18 protein-coding genes are annotated in these 16602 nt (G+C 57.7%); all 18 read left to right on the top strand.

Annotated features, from left to right (window positions below; translation table 11 throughout):
- The first annotated feature begins 2 nt into the window (after nt 1-2).
- The 18 genes from EE949_RS06425 (at nt 3) to EE949_RS06335 (ending at nt 16345) form a co-directional block, all read left to right on the top strand.
- On the top strand, nt 3-971 hold the full coding sequence (locus tag EE949_RS06425; RefSeq protein ID WP_122663509.1) for a major capsid protein: 969 nt from the start codon (nt 3-5) through the stop codon (nt 969-971).
- A gap of 48 nt (nt 972-1019) precedes the next feature.
- Nucleotides 1020-1586, top strand: a complete 567-nt coding sequence (locus EE949_RS06420) for a HeH/LEM domain-containing protein (protein ID WP_346010008.1) — start codon at nt 1020-1022, stop codon at nt 1584-1586.
- 3 nt (nt 1587-1589) lie between these two features.
- Nucleotides 1590-2093: a DnaT-like ssDNA-binding protein gene (locus EE949_RS06415; RefSeq protein WP_122663507.1), complete on the top strand. Its 504-nt coding sequence runs from the start codon at nt 1590-1592 to the stop codon at nt 2091-2093.
- A gap of 277 nt (nt 2094-2370) precedes the next feature.
- Nucleotides 2371-2739 (top strand): hypothetical protein, encoded by a 369-nt coding sequence (locus EE949_RS06405; protein ID WP_122663505.1) that lies wholly within the window; start codon nt 2371-2373, stop codon nt 2737-2739.
- Nucleotides 2736-3158, top strand: coding sequence for an HK97 gp10 family phage protein (locus EE949_RS06400; RefSeq protein WP_122663504.1), 423 nt, complete (start codon nt 2736-2738; stop codon nt 3156-3158). The genes EE949_RS06405 and EE949_RS06400 overlap by 4 nt, the downstream gene beginning before the upstream one ends.
- Entirely contained in the window at nt 3155-3565 is a 411-nt protein-coding gene (locus EE949_RS06395) for a phage tail terminator-like protein (protein ID WP_122663503.1), read from the top strand. Before EE949_RS06400 ends, EE949_RS06395 begins: the two co-directional genes overlap by 4 nt.
- Before the next feature lie 69 nt (nt 3566-3634).
- Nucleotides 3635-4288 carry a phage tail protein gene (locus EE949_RS06390; RefSeq protein WP_122663502.1) on the top strand — a complete coding sequence of 218 codons (654 nt, stop codon included), beginning with the start codon at nt 3635-3637 and terminating at the stop codon, nt 4286-4288.
- A 3-nt stretch (nt 4289-4291) separates the two neighbouring features.
- Nucleotides 4292-4675 carry a phage tail assembly chaperone gene (locus EE949_RS06385; protein ID WP_122663501.1) on the top strand — a complete coding sequence of 128 codons (384 nt, stop codon included), beginning with the start codon at nt 4292-4294 and terminating at the stop codon, nt 4673-4675.
- A gap of 62 nt (nt 4676-4737) precedes the next feature.
- Nucleotides 4738-4986 carry a DUF1799 domain-containing protein gene (locus EE949_RS06380; protein WP_122663500.1) on the top strand — a complete coding sequence of 83 codons (249 nt, stop codon included), beginning with the start codon at nt 4738-4740 and terminating at the stop codon, nt 4984-4986.
- A 10-nt stretch (nt 4987-4996) separates the two neighbouring features.
- Entirely contained in the window at nt 4997-8002 is a 3006-nt protein-coding gene (locus EE949_RS06375) for a phage tail tape measure protein (protein WP_122663499.1), read from the top strand.
- Between the two features lie 8 nt (nt 8003-8010).
- Nucleotides 8011-8346, top strand: a complete 336-nt coding sequence (locus tag EE949_RS06370) for a phage tail protein (RefSeq protein WP_122663498.1) — start codon at nt 8011-8013, stop codon at nt 8344-8346.
- The gene (locus EE949_RS06365) at nt 8343-10211 is read left to right on the top strand and encodes a hypothetical protein (protein WP_122663497.1); all 1869 of its coding nucleotides are present in this window, start codon (nt 8343-8345) and stop codon (nt 10209-10211) included. The genes EE949_RS06370 and EE949_RS06365 overlap by 4 nt, the downstream gene beginning before the upstream one ends.
- Nucleotides 10212-10213: 2 nt before the next feature.
- On the top strand, nt 10214-10651 hold the full coding sequence (locus EE949_RS06360) for a hypothetical protein (protein WP_122663496.1): 438 nt from the start codon (nt 10214-10216) through the stop codon (nt 10649-10651).
- Between the two features lie 9 nt (nt 10652-10660).
- Nucleotides 10661-11341 (top strand): phage minor tail protein L, encoded by a 681-nt coding sequence (locus EE949_RS06355; RefSeq protein ID WP_122663495.1) that lies wholly within the window; start codon nt 10661-10663, stop codon nt 11339-11341.
- 4 nt (nt 11342-11345) lie between these two features.
- Complete coding sequence (locus EE949_RS06350; protein ID WP_122663494.1) at nt 11346-12113, top strand: C40 family peptidase; 768 nt, start codon at nt 11346-11348, stop codon at nt 12111-12113.
- Between the two features lie 32 nt (nt 12114-12145).
- A complete protein-coding gene (locus tag EE949_RS06345) occupies nt 12146-12565 on the top strand; it encodes a hypothetical protein (protein ID WP_122663493.1) in 420 nt (139 codons plus the stop codon).
- 55 nt (nt 12566-12620) lie between these two features.
- Nucleotides 12621-13205 carry a tail assembly protein gene (locus EE949_RS06340; protein WP_122663492.1) on the top strand — a complete coding sequence of 195 codons (585 nt, stop codon included), beginning with the start codon at nt 12621-12623 and terminating at the stop codon, nt 13203-13205.
- Between the two features lie 59 nt (nt 13206-13264).
- Nucleotides 13265-16345, top strand: a complete 3081-nt coding sequence (locus EE949_RS06335) for a phage tail protein (protein ID WP_122663491.1) — start codon at nt 13265-13267, stop codon at nt 16343-16345.
- Nucleotides 16346-16602 lie beyond the last annotated feature (257 nt).

The following is a 16602-nucleotide window of genomic DNA, read 5'->3' as shown; positions in this document are numbered from 1 at the left end:
TCATGTCCCTGTCGCAAATGCAGGTTTTCAACGAATACATCATGCCCGCGACTCTTGAGACGCTGGATCAGTATCTCGTAGCGTTCAACGCTGCCAGCCGTGGCGCGATCGTGCTTTCCCCGGACGGCTTCACTGGCGACTTCTTGCAAGAGTCGTTCTTCCAAACCCTGGCTGCCGCTCAGCGCCGCGTTGATCGCTACAGCGCTAACGCTACTGTCGCTGCAACCGACCTGACCGAGCTGAAGAACACTTCGGTGAAAGTCGCCGGCGGTTTCGGTCCGATCCGCTACGAGCCATCACAGATGACTTGGCTGGAGCGCCCAACCACCCAAGGCATCGAAGTCGCGAGCCGCGCATTCGCAGAAATCCTGCTGAAGGATCAACTGAACACTGCAATTGCTGCCTTGGTTGCCGCGATTACCGCTCAGGCCGCTGCGGTTAACGATATCTCGGCTACTGCGGGTATCACCTACGCAGCCCTGAACAATGCTCACGCGAAGTTCGGCGATGCCAGCCAGAACCTGATCACTCAAGTCATGCAAGGCACCAGCTATCACAAGCTGGTCGGTCAGAACCTGGCCAACCAAAACCAACTGTTCCAAGCGGGCAACGTTCGTGTGGTGGACATCCTCGGCAAGATATCCGTTGTGACGGACGCCCCTGCACTGATGCAGGCTGGTACTCCAAACAAGGAAATCATCCTGTCGCTGGTCCAAGGCGCAGCGCTGGTCCACGATGGCCGCGACATCATCAGCAACGTCCAGACCACCAACGGCAAGGAGCGTATCGAAACCACCCTCCAAACCGATTACACCTTTGGCCTGGGTCTAAAGGGCTACACCTGGGACACCACCACTGGCGGCAAGTCTCCAACCGACGCCGAACTGGCGACCGGTACCAACTGGGACAAGACCGCTACCAGCATCAAGCACACCGCCGGTGTCGCTGTGATCGGTGATGCCTCCAAGTAATCTGATAGCTGGGCCGGGCTTCGTCCCTGGCTTAGCGAGGACTCGATCATGAGCAAGAACATTTGGTACCTGTCCGGTCCATTCCACCAGTACAAGGAAGATGTAAAGGCGCTGGCCAAGGAGCGGGGCTTGCGCATCATTGATGCAAGCGCTACCGAGGACCGCGAGGATGCTGCTCGCGACGTGCCTGAAGTTACGATCAAGGAATCGCCGAAGGTCTTGATTGTGGGTGTCCACGACAGCACCAACATCGAAGTCATCCGCGCCGAGCTTGAGTTGGTCGGCCTGATCGTCGAGTCATTCGCTGATCAGGAGTTGGTGCGGCCCGAAGGCGAGCTTGGCCCTGTTGCAGAGCGCCTGTTTCAGGTGTTCGAGGCAGTGAATGCGGGCGTTCAAGGCTTGATCGACGATCGTGACAGTGAGTTCAAGAAGGCTGAAGCGTTGCAGGTGGAGCTGGACGCTCTCAAACGGGAAGCTGTGACTGAGCCGCGTGATAGCCTCACCATCCCGGAAATCAAAGAGCAGTTGGACGCGAAAGACATCAAGTACACGTCTACTGCCAACAAGGCCGAGTTGCTCGACCTGCTCAAGGCTCAGCCAGCAAACCAGGAGTAACAGATGGCACTCATCATCGAGGACGGCACCGGCAAGCCGGATGCAGACAGCTACTCGACAGCAGAGGAATTGGTCAGCTATGCCGCGCGGTACGGCGTGACCATTCCTGCCGAAGAGCCTGCGCAGGAAGCGCTGCTGCGCCGGGCCGCCTTGGCGATGGATGGCATGAAGTGGAAGGGAAAGCGCCAGAGCAGCGACCAGGCTCTGGCGTGGCCGCGCGAGGATGTGATCATTGACGAAGATATCAAGCCGTCAGGCTACATCCCGGCAAGAATTCAATACGGTCAGATGGCTCTGGCTGCCGAGATACACAAAGACGACATTGATCCGATTGACCAGCGCAAAGGCGCGGTCGTGCTGGATCGTGTCGAAGGCGCTGTGACACGTGAGTATGCCGTGATCAGTAGCACCAGCAGTCGTCTGCTACCCGCTGCGCCGGATCGGCCGAGCGCTACGCAGTTTGCTGACTATCTGCTCAAGCGTGGGTTGTTTGCTATTAGGGCGTAATGCTAGTTTTGCGCTCTCACTTACAGGAAGTAAAAAAATGACATTGAAGCTGAGCTCAGAAGACGCCAAATCATGGGACGCCTATGCAGCAGCAGCGCTTGCTGTAGCTATGCCTGATGCTGAGTCGCCCGAACAGGCAGTCGCAGTAGCGGTTCAGTTAGCTGATTTACTGATGGCAGAAAGGAAGGCTAGGCGGGACGCTCATTTCCGTTCGGATAGCAGGTAATACCGACAAGCAGCCCACCTTTCAGGTGGGCTTTTCACATCTGGAGCCCTCATGTCCTTTTACGAAGAAATGGCCGTGATGGCTCTCGACCTCATCACCGATTTCGGCCAGCCGGTCACCATCCGCGACGTTACGAAGGGTGCCTATGACCCGAGCAAGGGCGGCACGGCACCGGACGCGGTCACCGAACGCATCGCCCAGGGCATCATGCTCGACTTCACGGGTGATGAGTTCCAAACCAATACCCTGATCAAGGTCGGCGACAAAAAGCTGAAGCTCGCCGCGAAAGGCCTTGAAGTGCCACCTACGTTGCTCAGCAAGGTCATCGTGCAGGGCCGCACCTGGTCAATCATCCCGCCGCTGAAAGAGATCAACCCAGCCGGGAAGCCGCTGCTCTATGAGCTGCAGGTCCGATCATGAACAAGTATGCCGGTCAGCAAGGCAGCTTCGCATTGCAGCTCGCCGAGTTCGCGGAACAAGCTAAAGAGGCGGTCGACGCAAGTCTGCGCGAGATCGTTATCGAACTGGGTAACTCACTGATCCGAATGTCGCCGGTCGATACTGGCCGCTTTCGTGGCAACTGGCAGTTCAGCATTGAAGCTCCGGCCGCTGGCACGCTTTCCACGTTGGACCCCACAGGTGCTGACGCAACCGCACGAATTGCGGGTGACTCGATCCTGTTCAAGGCAGGCGAGACTGCTTTCATCGTCAACAACCTGCCATACGCGATCCCTCTCGAATATGGCCATTCCGATCAAGCGCCGCAGGGCATGGTCAGGATAACCCAGGCAAGCTTTCAGCAAATCGTGCTGGAGGCCATCAGGAACAACCAGGTATGAGCCACAAAATCATTCGCTCCCTGTTCGAGTTGCGCCTCGCCGCGTGGGCTGCCGAGCGCGAACTGCGCGTCTCTTACCAGGGCGTGAACTTCACCCCCGCATCCGATGAGACCTACCTGAGCGCTTTCATGCTTCCGGCCGGAACCAACACCAACACGCTGTCAGGCGATCACCGGGTTTACACCGGCGTGTTCCAGATCAACGTCGTGACGCCGGTCGGTAACGGTACCGGCGATGCAGAGGGCCTGGTCGATGAGCTGGCCGATCTGTTCCCGGCCTTTCTCAGACTCAAGCGTGACGAATTCGAGGTGCTGGTGCTCACACCGGTTGAGCCGGGCCCGCCAATCATTGGCGACACGACGCTGACCGTATCCGCATCATTCCAGTACCGCTCCGACACTAACTAATTCGCCCGTTGGGCAAACCTGAACCCGCCATTGAGCGGGTTTTTTCATTTCTGAAAAGAGGAAACACCAATGGCGTTCAAGCTCCCCAACGGCGCGATCATGGAAATTGCATCTGTGTTCAGCGCTGCCGTGCTGGCTACTGCCATCAGTAATGCGCAGCCTGCCGTTGTTCAGGCGGCAGGTCACAGCCTGGAAGACGGCGACATCATTGTCGTTACCTCCGGCTGGACTCGCCTGAATGACCGTGTGGCCCGCGTTGACGCTGCGTTGGCAGACTCGTTCGCGCTGGAAGGCATCGACACCACCAAGACCAATGTCTACACGGCTGGTGCCGGTGTTGGCTCCGTCCGCACTGTGAGTGCCTGGGCGCAGATTGCGCAGATCACCGAAGTCGCAACCAGCGGCGGTGATCAGCAGTTCACCACGTTCGGCTTCCTTGAGGACGATGACGACCGTCAACTGCCGACCACCAAGTCGCCGATCAGCATGACCATCACAGTAGCGGATGACCCGCTGCTACCTTATGTGCCGATCTGCGAGAGCGCAGACGAGGACAAGGAGTCCCGCGTGGTCCGGCTGAAGCTGCCGAATGGCTCCGAGATATACTACAACGCGTATGTGTCGATCACTTCGACGCCGTCGCTGTCTCGCAACAACATCATGACCCGCACCATCACTCTGTCGTTGGCCTCGCGCCCGACTCGTTATCAGGCGGCGGCGTAATCAATGGCGAAGATAAAGATTGCTCAGACTCCGACATTCACGGCGAAGGTCGGCATTCCGCGCGTTGGGGCCGATCCTGTTCAGGTGGAGTTCACTTTCGCTTATCTGAACCGCCTGGAGCTGTCGGCGTTGTTCGACAAGTGGAATCAAGCCCGCGACGCACATGCTGCCAAGGTCAAGGAAGAGGGCATGTCGTGGCAGCAGGCAACGGCCTCCGAGATCGAATTGCAGGTTTCCCAGATCAAGGAAATCGTCACTGGTTGGGCTTTCGACGACAAGTTCGACGATGAGTCCGTTACTGCTCTGGTCACTACTTGCGTCGGCGCACCTCAGGCAGTGCTGGAGGCCTATCAGGGCGCGTACAACCCGGCCCGACTGGGAAACTGACGCAGGCGGCCCGGGCGCTTTATGAGCCTGGGCCGTCCGACGCAGACCTCGCAGCCTTTGGCATGACCAAGGCTGACATTCCCGATCTCGAGTTCGAGGTCTGGCCTGATATCTGGCCTGCCTTCCTCCTGTTCGAAGCAATGTCCACGCAATGGCGCGTCGGGATGGGTGGGCCTATTGGCCTGGACTACACCGCAATCCCGGCTGTCGCCCAACTGCTTGGTATGAAGCCAACCGACACCACCAAAGCATTCCAGGACATTCGTGTCATGGAGGCCGAAGCCATGCTCGTTATGAGCGAATCGAAGTAACGGAGCGCGCATGACAACCATTGCTGAACTCGGTATCAAGGTCGATTCGACCGATGCCGCGCAGGCGAGCTCTGACCTCGATAAGCTTACGGCGGCGGGCGGCCGGGCAGAGAAGGCGTCCGAGGGTTTAGCGAAGGGCGCTGACAAGGCTTCCGAGTCCTTCAAGAAACAGCGGGATGAGCTGTCTGACCTGTTGGGCGAGATTGACCCTACTGTTAAAGCCCTCGGTCGACTCGACGACCTGGAAACGAAGCTTGCCAAGCACAAGGGCGTTGGACTGGATGCCGCAACGTTCAGCGAATACCAGGCGAAGATCGATCAGTCCCGGGCGAACCTTGGGCGCTTTGATGACAGCCTGACCCGTACGGGCAACACCGCAAAGCAGACAGCTGCTGCGTTGCGTGGCGTCCCTGCACAGTTCACTGACATCGCTGTTTCGCTGCAAGGCGGCCAGGCTCCTCTGACGGTATTCCTGCAACAGGGCGGGCAGCTCAAGGATATGTTCGGCGGCGCTGTACCGGCAGCCAAGGCCTTGGGCGGCTACGTCCTCGGTTTGGTCAACCCGTTCACTGTCGCCGCTGCAGCGATTGGCGTGTTGGCGCTGGCTTACTACCAGGGCAGCGAAGAGCAGGAAAAATTCCGCGATGCGCTGGTCACGACCGGCAATTCGGCCGGCACGACGACCGCATCACTTGCTGGGATGGCGAAGCAGGTAAGCGCTACGGTGGGCACCACAGGTGCTGCCGCCGCAGTTCTGGCCCAATTGGCCGGTACCGGCAAGATTGTCAGCAGCAGCTTTGAAGAAATCGCCGTAGCCGCGCTGGCGTTCGAGAAAGCTACTGGAAAGGCGGCAGCGGAAACGGTCGCAGAGTTCGCCAAGCTGGCAGACGATCCGGTCAAAGCCGTCGTTGCGTTGAATGACAAGTACAACTTCCTCACCGCTGCCGTATTCACTCAGATCCGCGCTTTGCAGGAGCAGGGCGATACTTTGGGTGCTCAGCAGGTCGCGGAGGGTGCCTACGCTGATGCTCTGGTGGAGCGCGCTGGAACCATCACCAACAATCTTGGCGCGATTGAATCTGCCTGGGCTGCAGTAAAGAGCGGCGCTAAAGGTGCATGGGATGCCATTCTCGACATTGGTCGGGAAGATACATTCGACGAGAAGTTCGACAAGCTGGCTGACCGCATGGCCACGCTTCGAAACGCTCAAAGCAATCCACTCATTCTTGGAGATAACCCGGACCTCGGCATGCTTGGTCGGGGCGAGTCAGGTGCTCAAAGCGATGTAACGGCGCTGCTGCAGAAGGAGGTCGACGACCAAGCCAAGGCCCGTCAGCAGATGTTCGATGCGCTGAACATCCGTGAAGGGACCAAGGCCTATGAAACGCTCCAGAAGAACCTGGATTCAACAGCCTCCAAGTCGACGAAGCTGACCAAGGCGCTACAGGACAACCAGCGCGAGATCGCTCAGGCACGCAAGGCGGGATTCCAGATCACGGCCGAGCAGGAAGCGGCGCTTGAGAAGCAGACCCGCGACAAGTTCAAGGAAACCAAGAAGGGCGGCAGCACCGCTGTAGACCTGACCGGATTCAACGATGCGCAGAACCAGCTCAAATCGGTCCTCAGCTACTACCAAAATATCGAGAAGGAACTGGACTCGGCCCAAAAGGCCGGTCTGGTATCGGCCGAGTCTTACAGCAGCCAGCGGGTTGCCTTGGTTGAGCAGGAGCGCGTCGAGGTTGCGGCGGCTTATGAGTCTGAAATCGCAGCATTGGAAGCAGCAAAGGGCAAGGCCAGTACATCCGCCGCGCAGCGCATCCAGCTCGATCAGAAGATTGCGGACGCCCGGGCCAGCATGGTCAAGGCCCAGCAGGAAGCTGACACCGAGCTTGAAGTGCTCGCTAATGCCGAGACTGGGCGCTTGGCAAAGCAGCAGCTCGCGATCAGCAACTATACCGACGCACTCAACCGTCAAAACGAGGCTTTACAGCTTGCAGGCGAGCGTGCGGCCGCTGGCGTGGGGCAGGGTGACCGCCAGGCATCGCTGAGCGGTTCGATAAACGGAATCGCAGACAGGGCCAACCAGCAACGTCTGGATCTGGCGCGGGACAAGGCCGACGCCTCGCGCAACATGAGCGCCGAGGAGTACCAGAAGAAGTTGGAGGCCATCAACCAAAGCGAAAGCGACCTCACTGAAACCACGCTCAAAAACTACGACAAGATGTCGGAGGCGCAGGGCAGTTGGAGCAATGGCGCAACGTCGGCTTTCAGCAACTATCTGGAGTCGGCTCGCGATGTTGCTGGGCAGACGAAAAGCCTGTTCACAAATGCTTTCACAGGCATGGAAGACGCGATCGTCAACTTCGCCCTGACCGGCAAAGCCTCCTTCGCTGACTTTACGAAGTCGATTCTGGCGGATATGGCGCGTATCGCGGCAAGGCAGGCAAGCTCTGCGCTGTTGACGGCTTTGGTAGGCGCTGCAACCAATTACTTTACCGGCGGCGGTGGCGGCGCTACTGGTGAGGCGACCGCTGGCGGTGCAGAGCAGGGTGCAAGTGATTTCGGCAGCCAATTCGACGCTAGCAACGGAAATGTCTCATTTCCTCAGGCAAAAGGCGGTGCCTGGAATAGTGGCGTGCAGATGTTCGCCAATGGCGCGGCATTCTCCAACAGCATCGTCAGCAACCCGACCGCCTTTGGCATGGCGGGCGGCAAGACTGGCGTCATGGGTGAGGCAGGGCCTGAGGCAATCATGCCGCTGACCCGAACTGCGGGCGGCCAACTCGGCGTACGTGCTTTGGGCGGCGGGTCTGGTGGTTCGTCGAGCAATACCTACAACTTCCCGGTCGCTGTATCCGTGCAGGTTCCTGAAGATCAGGCGCAAACCACTCAGTCCGATTCCGCTGCCATGGGCAAGGCGATTCAGTCCGTTGCAAAGACCGAGGCTGAGCAAGCCATATCGCGCTCAACCCAGCCGGGCGGGCGTATCTGGAAAATCCTGAACAATCAAGGCTAGGACCGAACATGGCAGATACCTTCACGTGGCGGCCTGATAAAGAGCCGACAGGAACGACCTCGTTTCGGAACAAATCTGCCAGGTTCGGGGATGGTTACGAGCAGGTCGCCAAGGATGGCATCAACAACAAAACCCAGTCTTGGCCGCTCACCTTCACGGGTGACAAGGCCCGGGCGAAGGAAATTGAAGCCTTCCTCGATAAACAGGCCGGCGCTGCAGCATTCAAATGGACCGAGCCGATGTGTGAGGAATTGTTGTTTCGCTGCAAAACCTACCAGCTCCGCAATGTCAGCGCGTCCGTATGGACGGTCAGCGCAACCTTTGAACAGGCCTTCCATCCATGAGCATTCAACCAATCAATATCGGCCAGACTGCGAACGATGGGAGCGGAGAATCGCTGCGCGAAGGTGGGGCAAAGATCAATGCCAACTTCGCCGAGCTGGATCAGCGCACCTCGACAGCTCAGGGGTCGGCTGACGCCGCGACAGCGGGATTGGCCGACAAGGTCGACAAGGTGTCAGGTCTCGGGCTCTCTGAGGCATCGTTCACCCAGCAAGAGAAGACCAAGCTTGCCGGTCTGGAGTCGCCACACTTTCGCGGAACCTTCACCGACCTTGCCGCATTGGTTGCGGGTGTTACCGATGCAGTACCGGGTGACTATGCCGACGTCGATACCGCCGGCGCCGATGCGGTGCGCTTTATCTGGGATGCCACGGATAGCGTGTGGCTGGCTGGCGGCTCTGCTGACCCAATCACCGCCGCACAGGTCAAATCGCTTTACGAGTCGAACCCGGACACTAACCCTTTCACCGATGCCGAAAAGGCCAAGCTGGCAGCTTCGGCTACGACGACCGACGGCCTAACCGAAGGCGCGACAAACAAGTACTGGACTGGAGCCCGGACGCTCGGCACCGCTCTGGCCGGGCTCGTTTTGGATAGCGCGGCGGTCATAGCTGCAACTGATACTGTGCTGAGTGGGCTGGGAAAGCTCCAGGCTCAGATCAGTGCTCACGTGGGTAAAGGTGGCACCGGGCAGCATCCGGTATCTTCCGCAACTACTGCAGGGTTTATGCCTGCCTTTCCATCCCTCACCGATGGCAAGACTTACGGTTTCAAGAATGGTGTTTTTACCGAGGTATCCAGCAGCGGAGGCAGCGGCGCGATATTCGGCGAGATGAGAACTTTGTCTAGCCGATCCATGGTGATTGCAGGCGTGCCGTATGCGGATGGCCAATTAATCGAAGGGGCCGACGTTCTATATCCGGATGCGGTTGCCAACATACAAAGCTCTACGCCATCGGTGCCCGTTACTACTCCGGTGCTGTGGCTATCTGATCCAACGATGCGGGCTTGCTGGGCCTATGATCCGGTAACTAAACAGTTACGCGTTCCAGACTGGAACGGTAAGCAGGCAGGCTCAATCGGCCCTCTGATGTTCCGTCCAGACGGCACACTTGGCTTTGCTCCGGGTAAGGTTCGTCAGGATCAGACGCAAGGTTATCGCGTAGAAATGGCGGGCTACTTTGTAAACGATACGCGCCCCATTGGCGGAGGTATCGCTACAAGCAACAGCGGGAATACGCGACAAGGCCCAGACCCTGTAGGTAACACGATTGCGTGGGGCAGTTCCACTGGCACGGGTAACGCAAACGGCTATCCAGTATTTAACTCGGGTCGGCGTATGACCGATGACGTTAACGGGACGCCTCGCACCGGCACGGAAACTTTTTCAACTCACGGTATAGGCGTGTGGGGCGTTGTGCTTTTCGGCGCGGTTAGCAACGCCGGAGCAGCTGACGCTGCCGTCTTGGCGACGAGTTATGCGAATCAGCAAGCACGTATCCAGGCTCTCGAAGCAGGCGCTCACACTTACGTTTACCCGAACGGCGGCACGCAGGCTGCACCCGCTAACGTAGTGAATAACTCTCGCTATGTGAGCGCCAACCCCTATGGTCTCGCCCCGGTAATTTGTTTGCCTCAAGTTTTCTTAGGTGGCGCATGGGAAACCGTATTTCCGACGGCTTTCGGTAGCACAACTGCGACTTATGGAGTTATCGCCGCGCCTCGGGGTGATAACTCTCAGATTGTTACGCAAACCGGATCGGCTGGCGTGCACTCTGCCGCACGTGTGGGCCAGTTCTCGACTATCGAAACTTATCCAGCAATCCAAACAACACTCCCGTGTCGAGTCCTGGTGGCCAAGGTCTAATCATGCAAGAAAACAACGAATTACAGGTCGAATTGCGAAACGTTGTAGAGCCTGTCTACGCTGTGGTCGGGCAAAGCCACCAGCAGGTAGGCGGCGACCTTCCCGAAGGGTGGGTGATCATGCATTACCAACGTCCGCTTGGTGATGATCAATACGAATCTAACGATTACACAGCCCAGGCTGACGGAACGTGGGCCATTACGGCATCGACTTTGCGAGCCAAGGCCGTAATCGTTGAAGACGATTGGCGCGAGCAGCAAATAATTACCATCAATCGCCAGCTCGAAGCGCTGGAGGAAGCCGAGGCAGATGTTCCGCCTGACGATCTGTTACCCGGAACCAGAACCCAGTGGCTTGGCTACCGAGGGAAGGTTCGAGCATGGAAAGAAGGCCATGCTGACTTCCCTGAAATGAGCAAGCGTCCGATACAACCCTACTGAGGAAGCGCCATGCCGATTACGGCCGATATCCAGACCCTGGAGCCGGGCGCGTGGGTGGAGCTTTTTGAGCTTGATGCCACCGCGCTGGGCGCCGAGCTCTACCGCTTCCACGGCTACCCGCAAGAAGCCTCGATCTTCTGGCAGGGTCACGAGTACTCGCCATGGCCGATCAAGGCTGAAGGCTTCGAAATGACCGGGCAGGGTACGCAGCCTTCCCCGACGCTTTCCGTTGGAAACGTCGGCGGGTTCATCACCGCGCTGGTCCTGTACTTCGATGACTTGGTGGGTGCGAAGCTGATCCGGCACAGAACGCTGGGCAAGTACCTCGACGGCCAGCCCGAAGCGGACCCGGACGAAGAGATCCCGGTGGACATTTGGTATGTCGAACGCAAGTCCGGCGAGGACAAGGAAACGGTTCAGTTTGAGCTGGCCAGTGCGTTGGACTTCATGGGCGTGCAGCTACCACGCCGCCAGATCGTGGCGAACGTCTGCTGGTGGCTCAGCTGTGGCGGATACCGTGGCCCGTACTGCGGGTACAACGGTCCGCCAGTTGCGGATGCAGACGACATCATCGTGACCGATGCTGCGTTCGATAAGTGCGGCGGCAGGCTGACCAGTTGCAAGCTGCGTTTCGGCGCTAACAACCCCCTCCCATATGGCAGCTTCCCGGCGGCCGGCTTGATCAGGTAACCAAATGAACAAGGCAACCATCGCCGCAATTGAGCGGCACGCGCTGGCCGAGTACCCGCGCGAGTGCTGCGGCCTGGTCATCCGCGAGAATCGTAAGCAGCTTTACGTGCCGTGCCGGAATACCGCGAGCAGCCCGAGCGAGCATTTCCGGCTCTCTCCTGAGGACTACGCCGCGGCTGAGGATCGCGGGACCATTCTTGCCGTGATCCACAGTCACCCGGACTATCCGCCGAAACCCAGCGAAGCGGACCGGGCGTCGTGCGAAGCATCTGGCTTGCCCTGGCACATCATTGAAGTCCGTAAGGGCGACGATGACCAGGTGCGCATTGGCGAGATGGCCAGCCTTGAACCAACCGGTTACCTGACTCCGCTTATCGGCCGCAAGTTCGCCCATGGCGTGCACGACTGCCTCAGCATCATCCTGGACTTCTATCGACGTGAGATGGGTATTGAGCTCGGCAACTATGACCGCGAGGACGGCTGGTGGGAGCGGGGCGGCAATCTGTATCTGGAGCACTTGCCCGAGGCGGGATTTGAGAAGGTAGGCGCGCCAGAGCATGGCGATATCGTGTTGATGCAGGTCCGGTCGAAGGTTCCAAACCATGCGGCTATCTACCTAGCTGACGGAGTGCTGAAGACGGAGCCTGAGCACTACCCGGCGCCGGGAACGATCCTGCACCACCTGTATGGCCGGGACAGCAAACGCGACAACTTCGGCGGGTACTGGCAGGAGGTGACTGTCAGCTATTGGCGATACGTCGGGGAGCGGTGATAGAGTCGGCCCAAATCAATTGAGGGAGCGACATGAAGTTATTGATCGGCGCTGCAGTCTTGGCATTGCTTGTAGGGTGCTCATCAAATGCAATCACCGTTCAGCAGGCCGAGCAGGCCTCTGCAGATAAGGTGTTCGCATTTCAAACAAAGCCATCTGTTGAGTTTGGGAAATTGACGGTAGTCCGAGACGGCGGCTTCAATTCCTCTGCTTGTGATTTCGTGGTTTACCTGGACGGAAAGAAAGCGGCGAAACTTGGCTCAGGCCAAAAGGCATCGTTCTTCGTACCGACTGGATCATTGAATGTGAGCGCCGGATTGGAAGGGAGTGGGCTTTGTTCTGGGCAGGCGATGCGTACGGTCGCAGCTAAGTCGGAAGCTGGGAAAGAGAACATTTATCGGATTAGCTCGGATATGTCTGGGATCCATCTTGGTCCTTACGTCGAATACTAATTAGCACTGTTATGAAGCCACCTACGGGCGGTTTTTTTATGCCCGGAGAAAAGTGATGGCCCAAGTAGCAGAGAAAATGCAGACCGTCCTGTTGTCAGGGTCATTGGCGAGGAAGTTTGGTCGTAGGCACAGAATGACAACCAGCGGGCACTACCGTGATGTATTCGGTTACTTTCGGCAGTTCCCAGGATGGGAGCAGCACATCATGGACTCGGCTGCTAAAGGTCAGCGGCTCGCCATATTCAACGGAAAGGAAAACATCTCTAAAGATGGCCTGGCCAAACCTTCAGGTCGCGATGTTATCCGTATAGTCCCAGTTCTTGCTGGCTCAAAGAGAGCGGGTCTGCTCCAAACCATCATCGGCGTAGTGATATTCGTCGCGTCGTTTTTTATTCCTGGCATGCAAGGGTGGGGGCAATCCCTCGGGGCCTCGCTTGCTCTGGGTGGCGCTCTCCAAATGCTCAGCCCCCAAGCAAAAGGCCTTGGCTCTCAAGATTCGCCCAACAATAAAGCCAGCTACAGCTTCAATGGCCCAGTAAATACCACCGCCCAGGGCAACCCGGTACCTCTGCTTTACGGCCGCATGATCGTCGGCAGCGCGGTGATCAGCGCTGGCATATACACCGAAAACCAAATGTAACCTCACCCCCAAATTCATAGCCCGCCACGTGCGGGTTTTTTTTCGCCTGAAGGAAAGTCATGACCGCCCAAGCCATCATCGGTTTTAAGAGCGGCGAGTCTGAAGCTCGCCCGCCAGTGGAAGCGCCGGACAGCCTTCAAAGCATTGCGCGCGCGAAGATACTCGACCTTATTAGCGAGGGGGAAATCCGAGGCCTGGCTAACGGGCAGCAGTCGATCTTTCTCAGCGAAACCCCAATTACAAATGCTAACGGGGTACCGAACTTCAGCGGGGTTAAGGTCGACGGGCGCACTGGAAGCCAGGATCAAACCTATATCGAGGGGTTTCCCTCAGTAGAGAGCGAAACATCGGTAGGCGTTGCCTTGACCCAGCAGCAGCCATGGACGCATGCGATCAGTAATCGCGAACTGTCTGCGATTCGCATTCGACTGGCTGTAAGTCGCCTTTTCGAAACTGATACCACAAGCGGCGATACGAACGGTTATACGGTCAGATACGTTATTCAGCTTTCCACTGATGGAGGGCCATACGTTCAGCAGGTTTCCTCTGCATTCAAAGGGAAGACCACATCTAAATACGAAAGATCTCACCGGATTGAGCTGCCTCCTGCCATATCGGGGTGGACAGTTCGCGTGTTGCGCACAACCCCAGATGCCACGACAGGTTCGATCGGCGATGAGACAAGCGTTGACGGTTATGTCGATATCATTGATGCCAAGCTTAGATATCCAGGATCGGCAATCGTCGGCATCCAGTTTGATGCTTCCCAGTTTTCATCGATCCCAACACGCTCATTCGATTGCTATGGCCGGATCATTAGCGTCCCTTCTAATTACGATCCAGGCACCCGCGCTTACCTTGGCGTATGGGATGGCAGCTTCAAGCCAGCATGGACCGATAACCCGGCCTGGATTTATTACGACCTACTGCTGCATTACCGCTACGGCCTGGGGCACATGCTTAACGCATCCCAGGTCGATAAATGGGAGCTGTACCGAATCGCACAGTACTGCGATCAGATGGTTCCTGATGGCAAGGGCGGCACCGAGCCGCGGTTTGCCTGCAACCTGTATCTGACTGTTCGCGCGGATGCGCTGAAGGTGCTTCAGGATCTTGCGACCACGTTCCGGGGTATCTCGTACTGGGGCGCAGGGTCTGTGCTCACGTCTTCGGATATGCCTGAGGACCCGGTATACACCTACTCCAACGCAAACGTGATCGATGGCAAGTTCGTTTACAGCGGCTCGGCCAAGAAGACGCGCTACACCGTCGCACTGGTCAGCTGGAACGACCCGGCCGACTTCTACCGGCAGAAAGTCCAGTACGTTGACGACCAGGACGGTATTCAGCGCTACGGCATTCAGCAGACTGAGATATCCGCTACCGGCTGTACATCTCAGGCGCAGGCCACTCGCATCGGAAAGTGGGCATTGCTCACCAACCGTCTGGAGACGGAAAGCGTTCAGTTCTCCGTTGGTCTGGACGGGGTTATCGCTCGGCCGGGGCAGATCATCCGAGTCGCTGACAATGATCGGGCAGGTCGCCGTATTGGGGGCCGTCTGCGCTCCTCGACGCTTGAGTCGCTGGTTCTCGATGCTGACGTGACTGCCTACCCACGCGACACCATCACCCTGATCATGCCGACCGGCAAAGCCATATCCCGCGAGATTGCCTCAGTAGGTTACCCGCTGACGTGGGACAGCACCGGCATCACCTGGGACAACGGCACCATCACCATGGATACCACGGGCTTTCCGTCGGATGTCCAGCAGGTGGTTCTGGTTGAGCCGCTGGAAGCTCTGCCGCCGATGCATTCGATGTGGGCTATTGATTCGGCGCAACTGGTAACACAGCAGTTCCGCATCATGTCCATTGCTGAAGACATGTCGGGCGAAAACATGACGTTCGCGATCAGCGCTGTTAAGCACAATGCGAGCAAGTTTGACGCGATCGACAAGGGCACAAAGATCGAGTCTCCACCGATAAGCATCATTCCGCCGAGCGTGCAGCAGCCACCGACAGACATCGTTCTGAGCAATGCGAACTTTGTTGATCAGGGCAGCACAGTCAACGTAATGACAATCCAATGGACGGCGGCAGCCAGTGCGATCGCTTATGAGGTCTATTGGCGCAAAAACGACGGCGACTGGATCTATGCCGGGCGTACGGGTACGAATTCCGTTGAGGTTAGCGGCATTTATGCCGGCCGCTACGTGGCCAAGGTCCAAGCGGTCAACTCACTCAATATCTACTCGATCTTCGCGACATCGGCCGAAACCGTACTTAACGGCAAGACGACGCCGCCGCCGGTCGTGACTTCGTTTGAGGCAACGCCAATCGTTTTTGGTATCGGCCTCAAGTGGACCATCCCGTCCGGTTTCGGAACGGCCGACCTGCAGCGCTCCGAAATCTGGTACGGGACCAACAACGATCTATCGGCGGCAACCAAGTTCGGTGACTACGCCTATCCACAGACAGACCTCACCATCATGGGGCTTGCCAATGGCGTGTCGTTTTTCTTCTGGGTGCGCCTCGTCGACAAGATCGGCAACGTGGGTGCTTTCTATGGCCCGGTCAACGGCCAGGCCAGCAGCGACGCCAAGCCCATCCTGGACTACTTGAACGGCGAGATCACCGAAACGCAGCTTAGCCAGACGCTGCTGGAAAAGATTGAGGCGGACGAGGGCGCAATCGTTGAGGTTGAAGCTCTGCGCAGTGAGCTGGCGGCGATGTACACCATCAAAACTCAGCTCACAGTCGATGGTGTGCCATACATGGCGGGAATCGGCGTAGGTGTTGAGAACGACGAGGGCGAGATCACCAGTCAGGTGTTGATCGCTGCCAGCCGGTTTGCGGTAGTTGATCCGAATTCCGACGAGGTGTTCTACCCGTTTGTGATTCAAAACGGCCAGGTGATAATGAATTCGGCTTTCATTGGGGTGGGTACGATTACCAGTGCGATGATTGGAGAGTTCATTCAGTCGACAAACTTTATTGACGGCGTGAGCGGGTGGAGGCTGAACAAGAACGGTGAGTTGCAAATCAACGGCTCTGGCGGAAAGGGTCGGTTCAGGCTAATTGAGTCCGGCCTTTATATGTACGACCTAAACAATACGCTTCGTATCAGGATGGAGGTTTAATGCCTGTCTTCGAACTATACAACCCCGACGGCAGCCTCCAGTTCGATATGGCGGGTCGTGTTCCAAGGTTCTTAGGCGGAAGGGTAATTACTGCTGCTGGCACGCTCGTCGACCCCGGCCTGCTTACCGGAGCGATGTTCTATACCGTTAACATGGTTGAGGCTGGGCTGACAGATGGGACACCCGCCGTGACCGTTAGCGGTCAAACCCTCAGATGGACAGCGCCCGGTCGCGCGATGTATCTGTCATACGGTGTC

It is taken from the genome of Pseudomonas viridiflava (genome assembly GCF_900602065.1).
GTDB lineage: Bacteria > Pseudomonadota > Gammaproteobacteria > Pseudomonadales > Pseudomonadaceae > Aquipseudomonas.
The sequence above is the reverse complement of the archived record's forward strand: the minus strand, read 5'-3'. Positions and strand labels throughout refer to the sequence as shown.

Bases quoted from the DNA above. Each gene is read 5' to 3' on its own strand.
- EE949_RS06425 (WP_122663509.1), top strand. From the start codon at position 3: ATGTCCCTGTCGCAAATGCAGGTTTTCAACGAATACATCATGCCCGCG.
- EE949_RS06420 (WP_346010008.1), top strand. From the start codon at position 1,020: ATGAGCAAGAACATTTGGTACCTGTCCGGTCCATTCCACCAGTACAAG.
- EE949_RS06415 (WP_122663507.1), top strand. From the start codon at position 1,590: ATGGCACTCATCATCGAGGACGGCACCGGCAAGCCGGATGCAGACAGC.
- EE949_RS06405 (WP_122663505.1), top strand. From the start codon at position 2,371: ATGTCCTTTTACGAAGAAATGGCCGTGATGGCTCTCGACCTCATCACC.
- EE949_RS06400 (WP_122663504.1), top strand. From the start codon at position 2,736: ATGAACAAGTATGCCGGTCAGCAAGGCAGCTTCGCATTGCAGCTCGCC.
- EE949_RS06395 (WP_122663503.1), top strand. From the start codon at position 3,155: ATGAGCCACAAAATCATTCGCTCCCTGTTCGAGTTGCGCCTCGCCGCG.
- EE949_RS06390 (WP_122663502.1), top strand. From the start codon at position 3,635: ATGGCGTTCAAGCTCCCCAACGGCGCGATCATGGAAATTGCATCTGTG.
- EE949_RS06385 (WP_122663501.1), top strand. From the start codon at position 4,292: ATGGCGAAGATAAAGATTGCTCAGACTCCGACATTCACGGCGAAGGTC.
- EE949_RS06380 (WP_122663500.1), top strand. From the start codon at position 4,738: ATGACCAAGGCTGACATTCCCGATCTCGAGTTCGAGGTCTGGCCTGAT.
- EE949_RS06375 (WP_122663499.1), top strand. From the start codon at position 4,997: ATGACAACCATTGCTGAACTCGGTATCAAGGTCGATTCGACCGATGCC.
- EE949_RS06370 (WP_122663498.1), top strand. From the start codon at position 8,011: ATGGCAGATACCTTCACGTGGCGGCCTGATAAAGAGCCGACAGGAACG.
- EE949_RS06365 (WP_122663497.1), top strand. From the start codon at position 8,343: ATGAGCATTCAACCAATCAATATCGGCCAGACTGCGAACGATGGGAGC.
- EE949_RS06360 (WP_122663496.1), top strand. From the start codon at position 10,214: ATGCAAGAAAACAACGAATTACAGGTCGAATTGCGAAACGTTGTAGAG.
- EE949_RS06355 (WP_122663495.1), top strand. From the start codon at position 10,661: ATGCCGATTACGGCCGATATCCAGACCCTGGAGCCGGGCGCGTGGGTG.
- EE949_RS06350 (WP_122663494.1), top strand. From the start codon at position 11,346: ATGAACAAGGCAACCATCGCCGCAATTGAGCGGCACGCGCTGGCCGAG.
- EE949_RS06345 (WP_122663493.1), top strand. From the start codon at position 12,146: ATGAAGTTATTGATCGGCGCTGCAGTCTTGGCATTGCTTGTAGGGTGC.
- EE949_RS06340 (WP_122663492.1), top strand. From the start codon at position 12,621: ATGGCCCAAGTAGCAGAGAAAATGCAGACCGTCCTGTTGTCAGGGTCA.
- EE949_RS06335 (WP_122663491.1), top strand. From the start codon at position 13,265: ATGACCGCCCAAGCCATCATCGGTTTTAAGAGCGGCGAGTCTGAAGCT.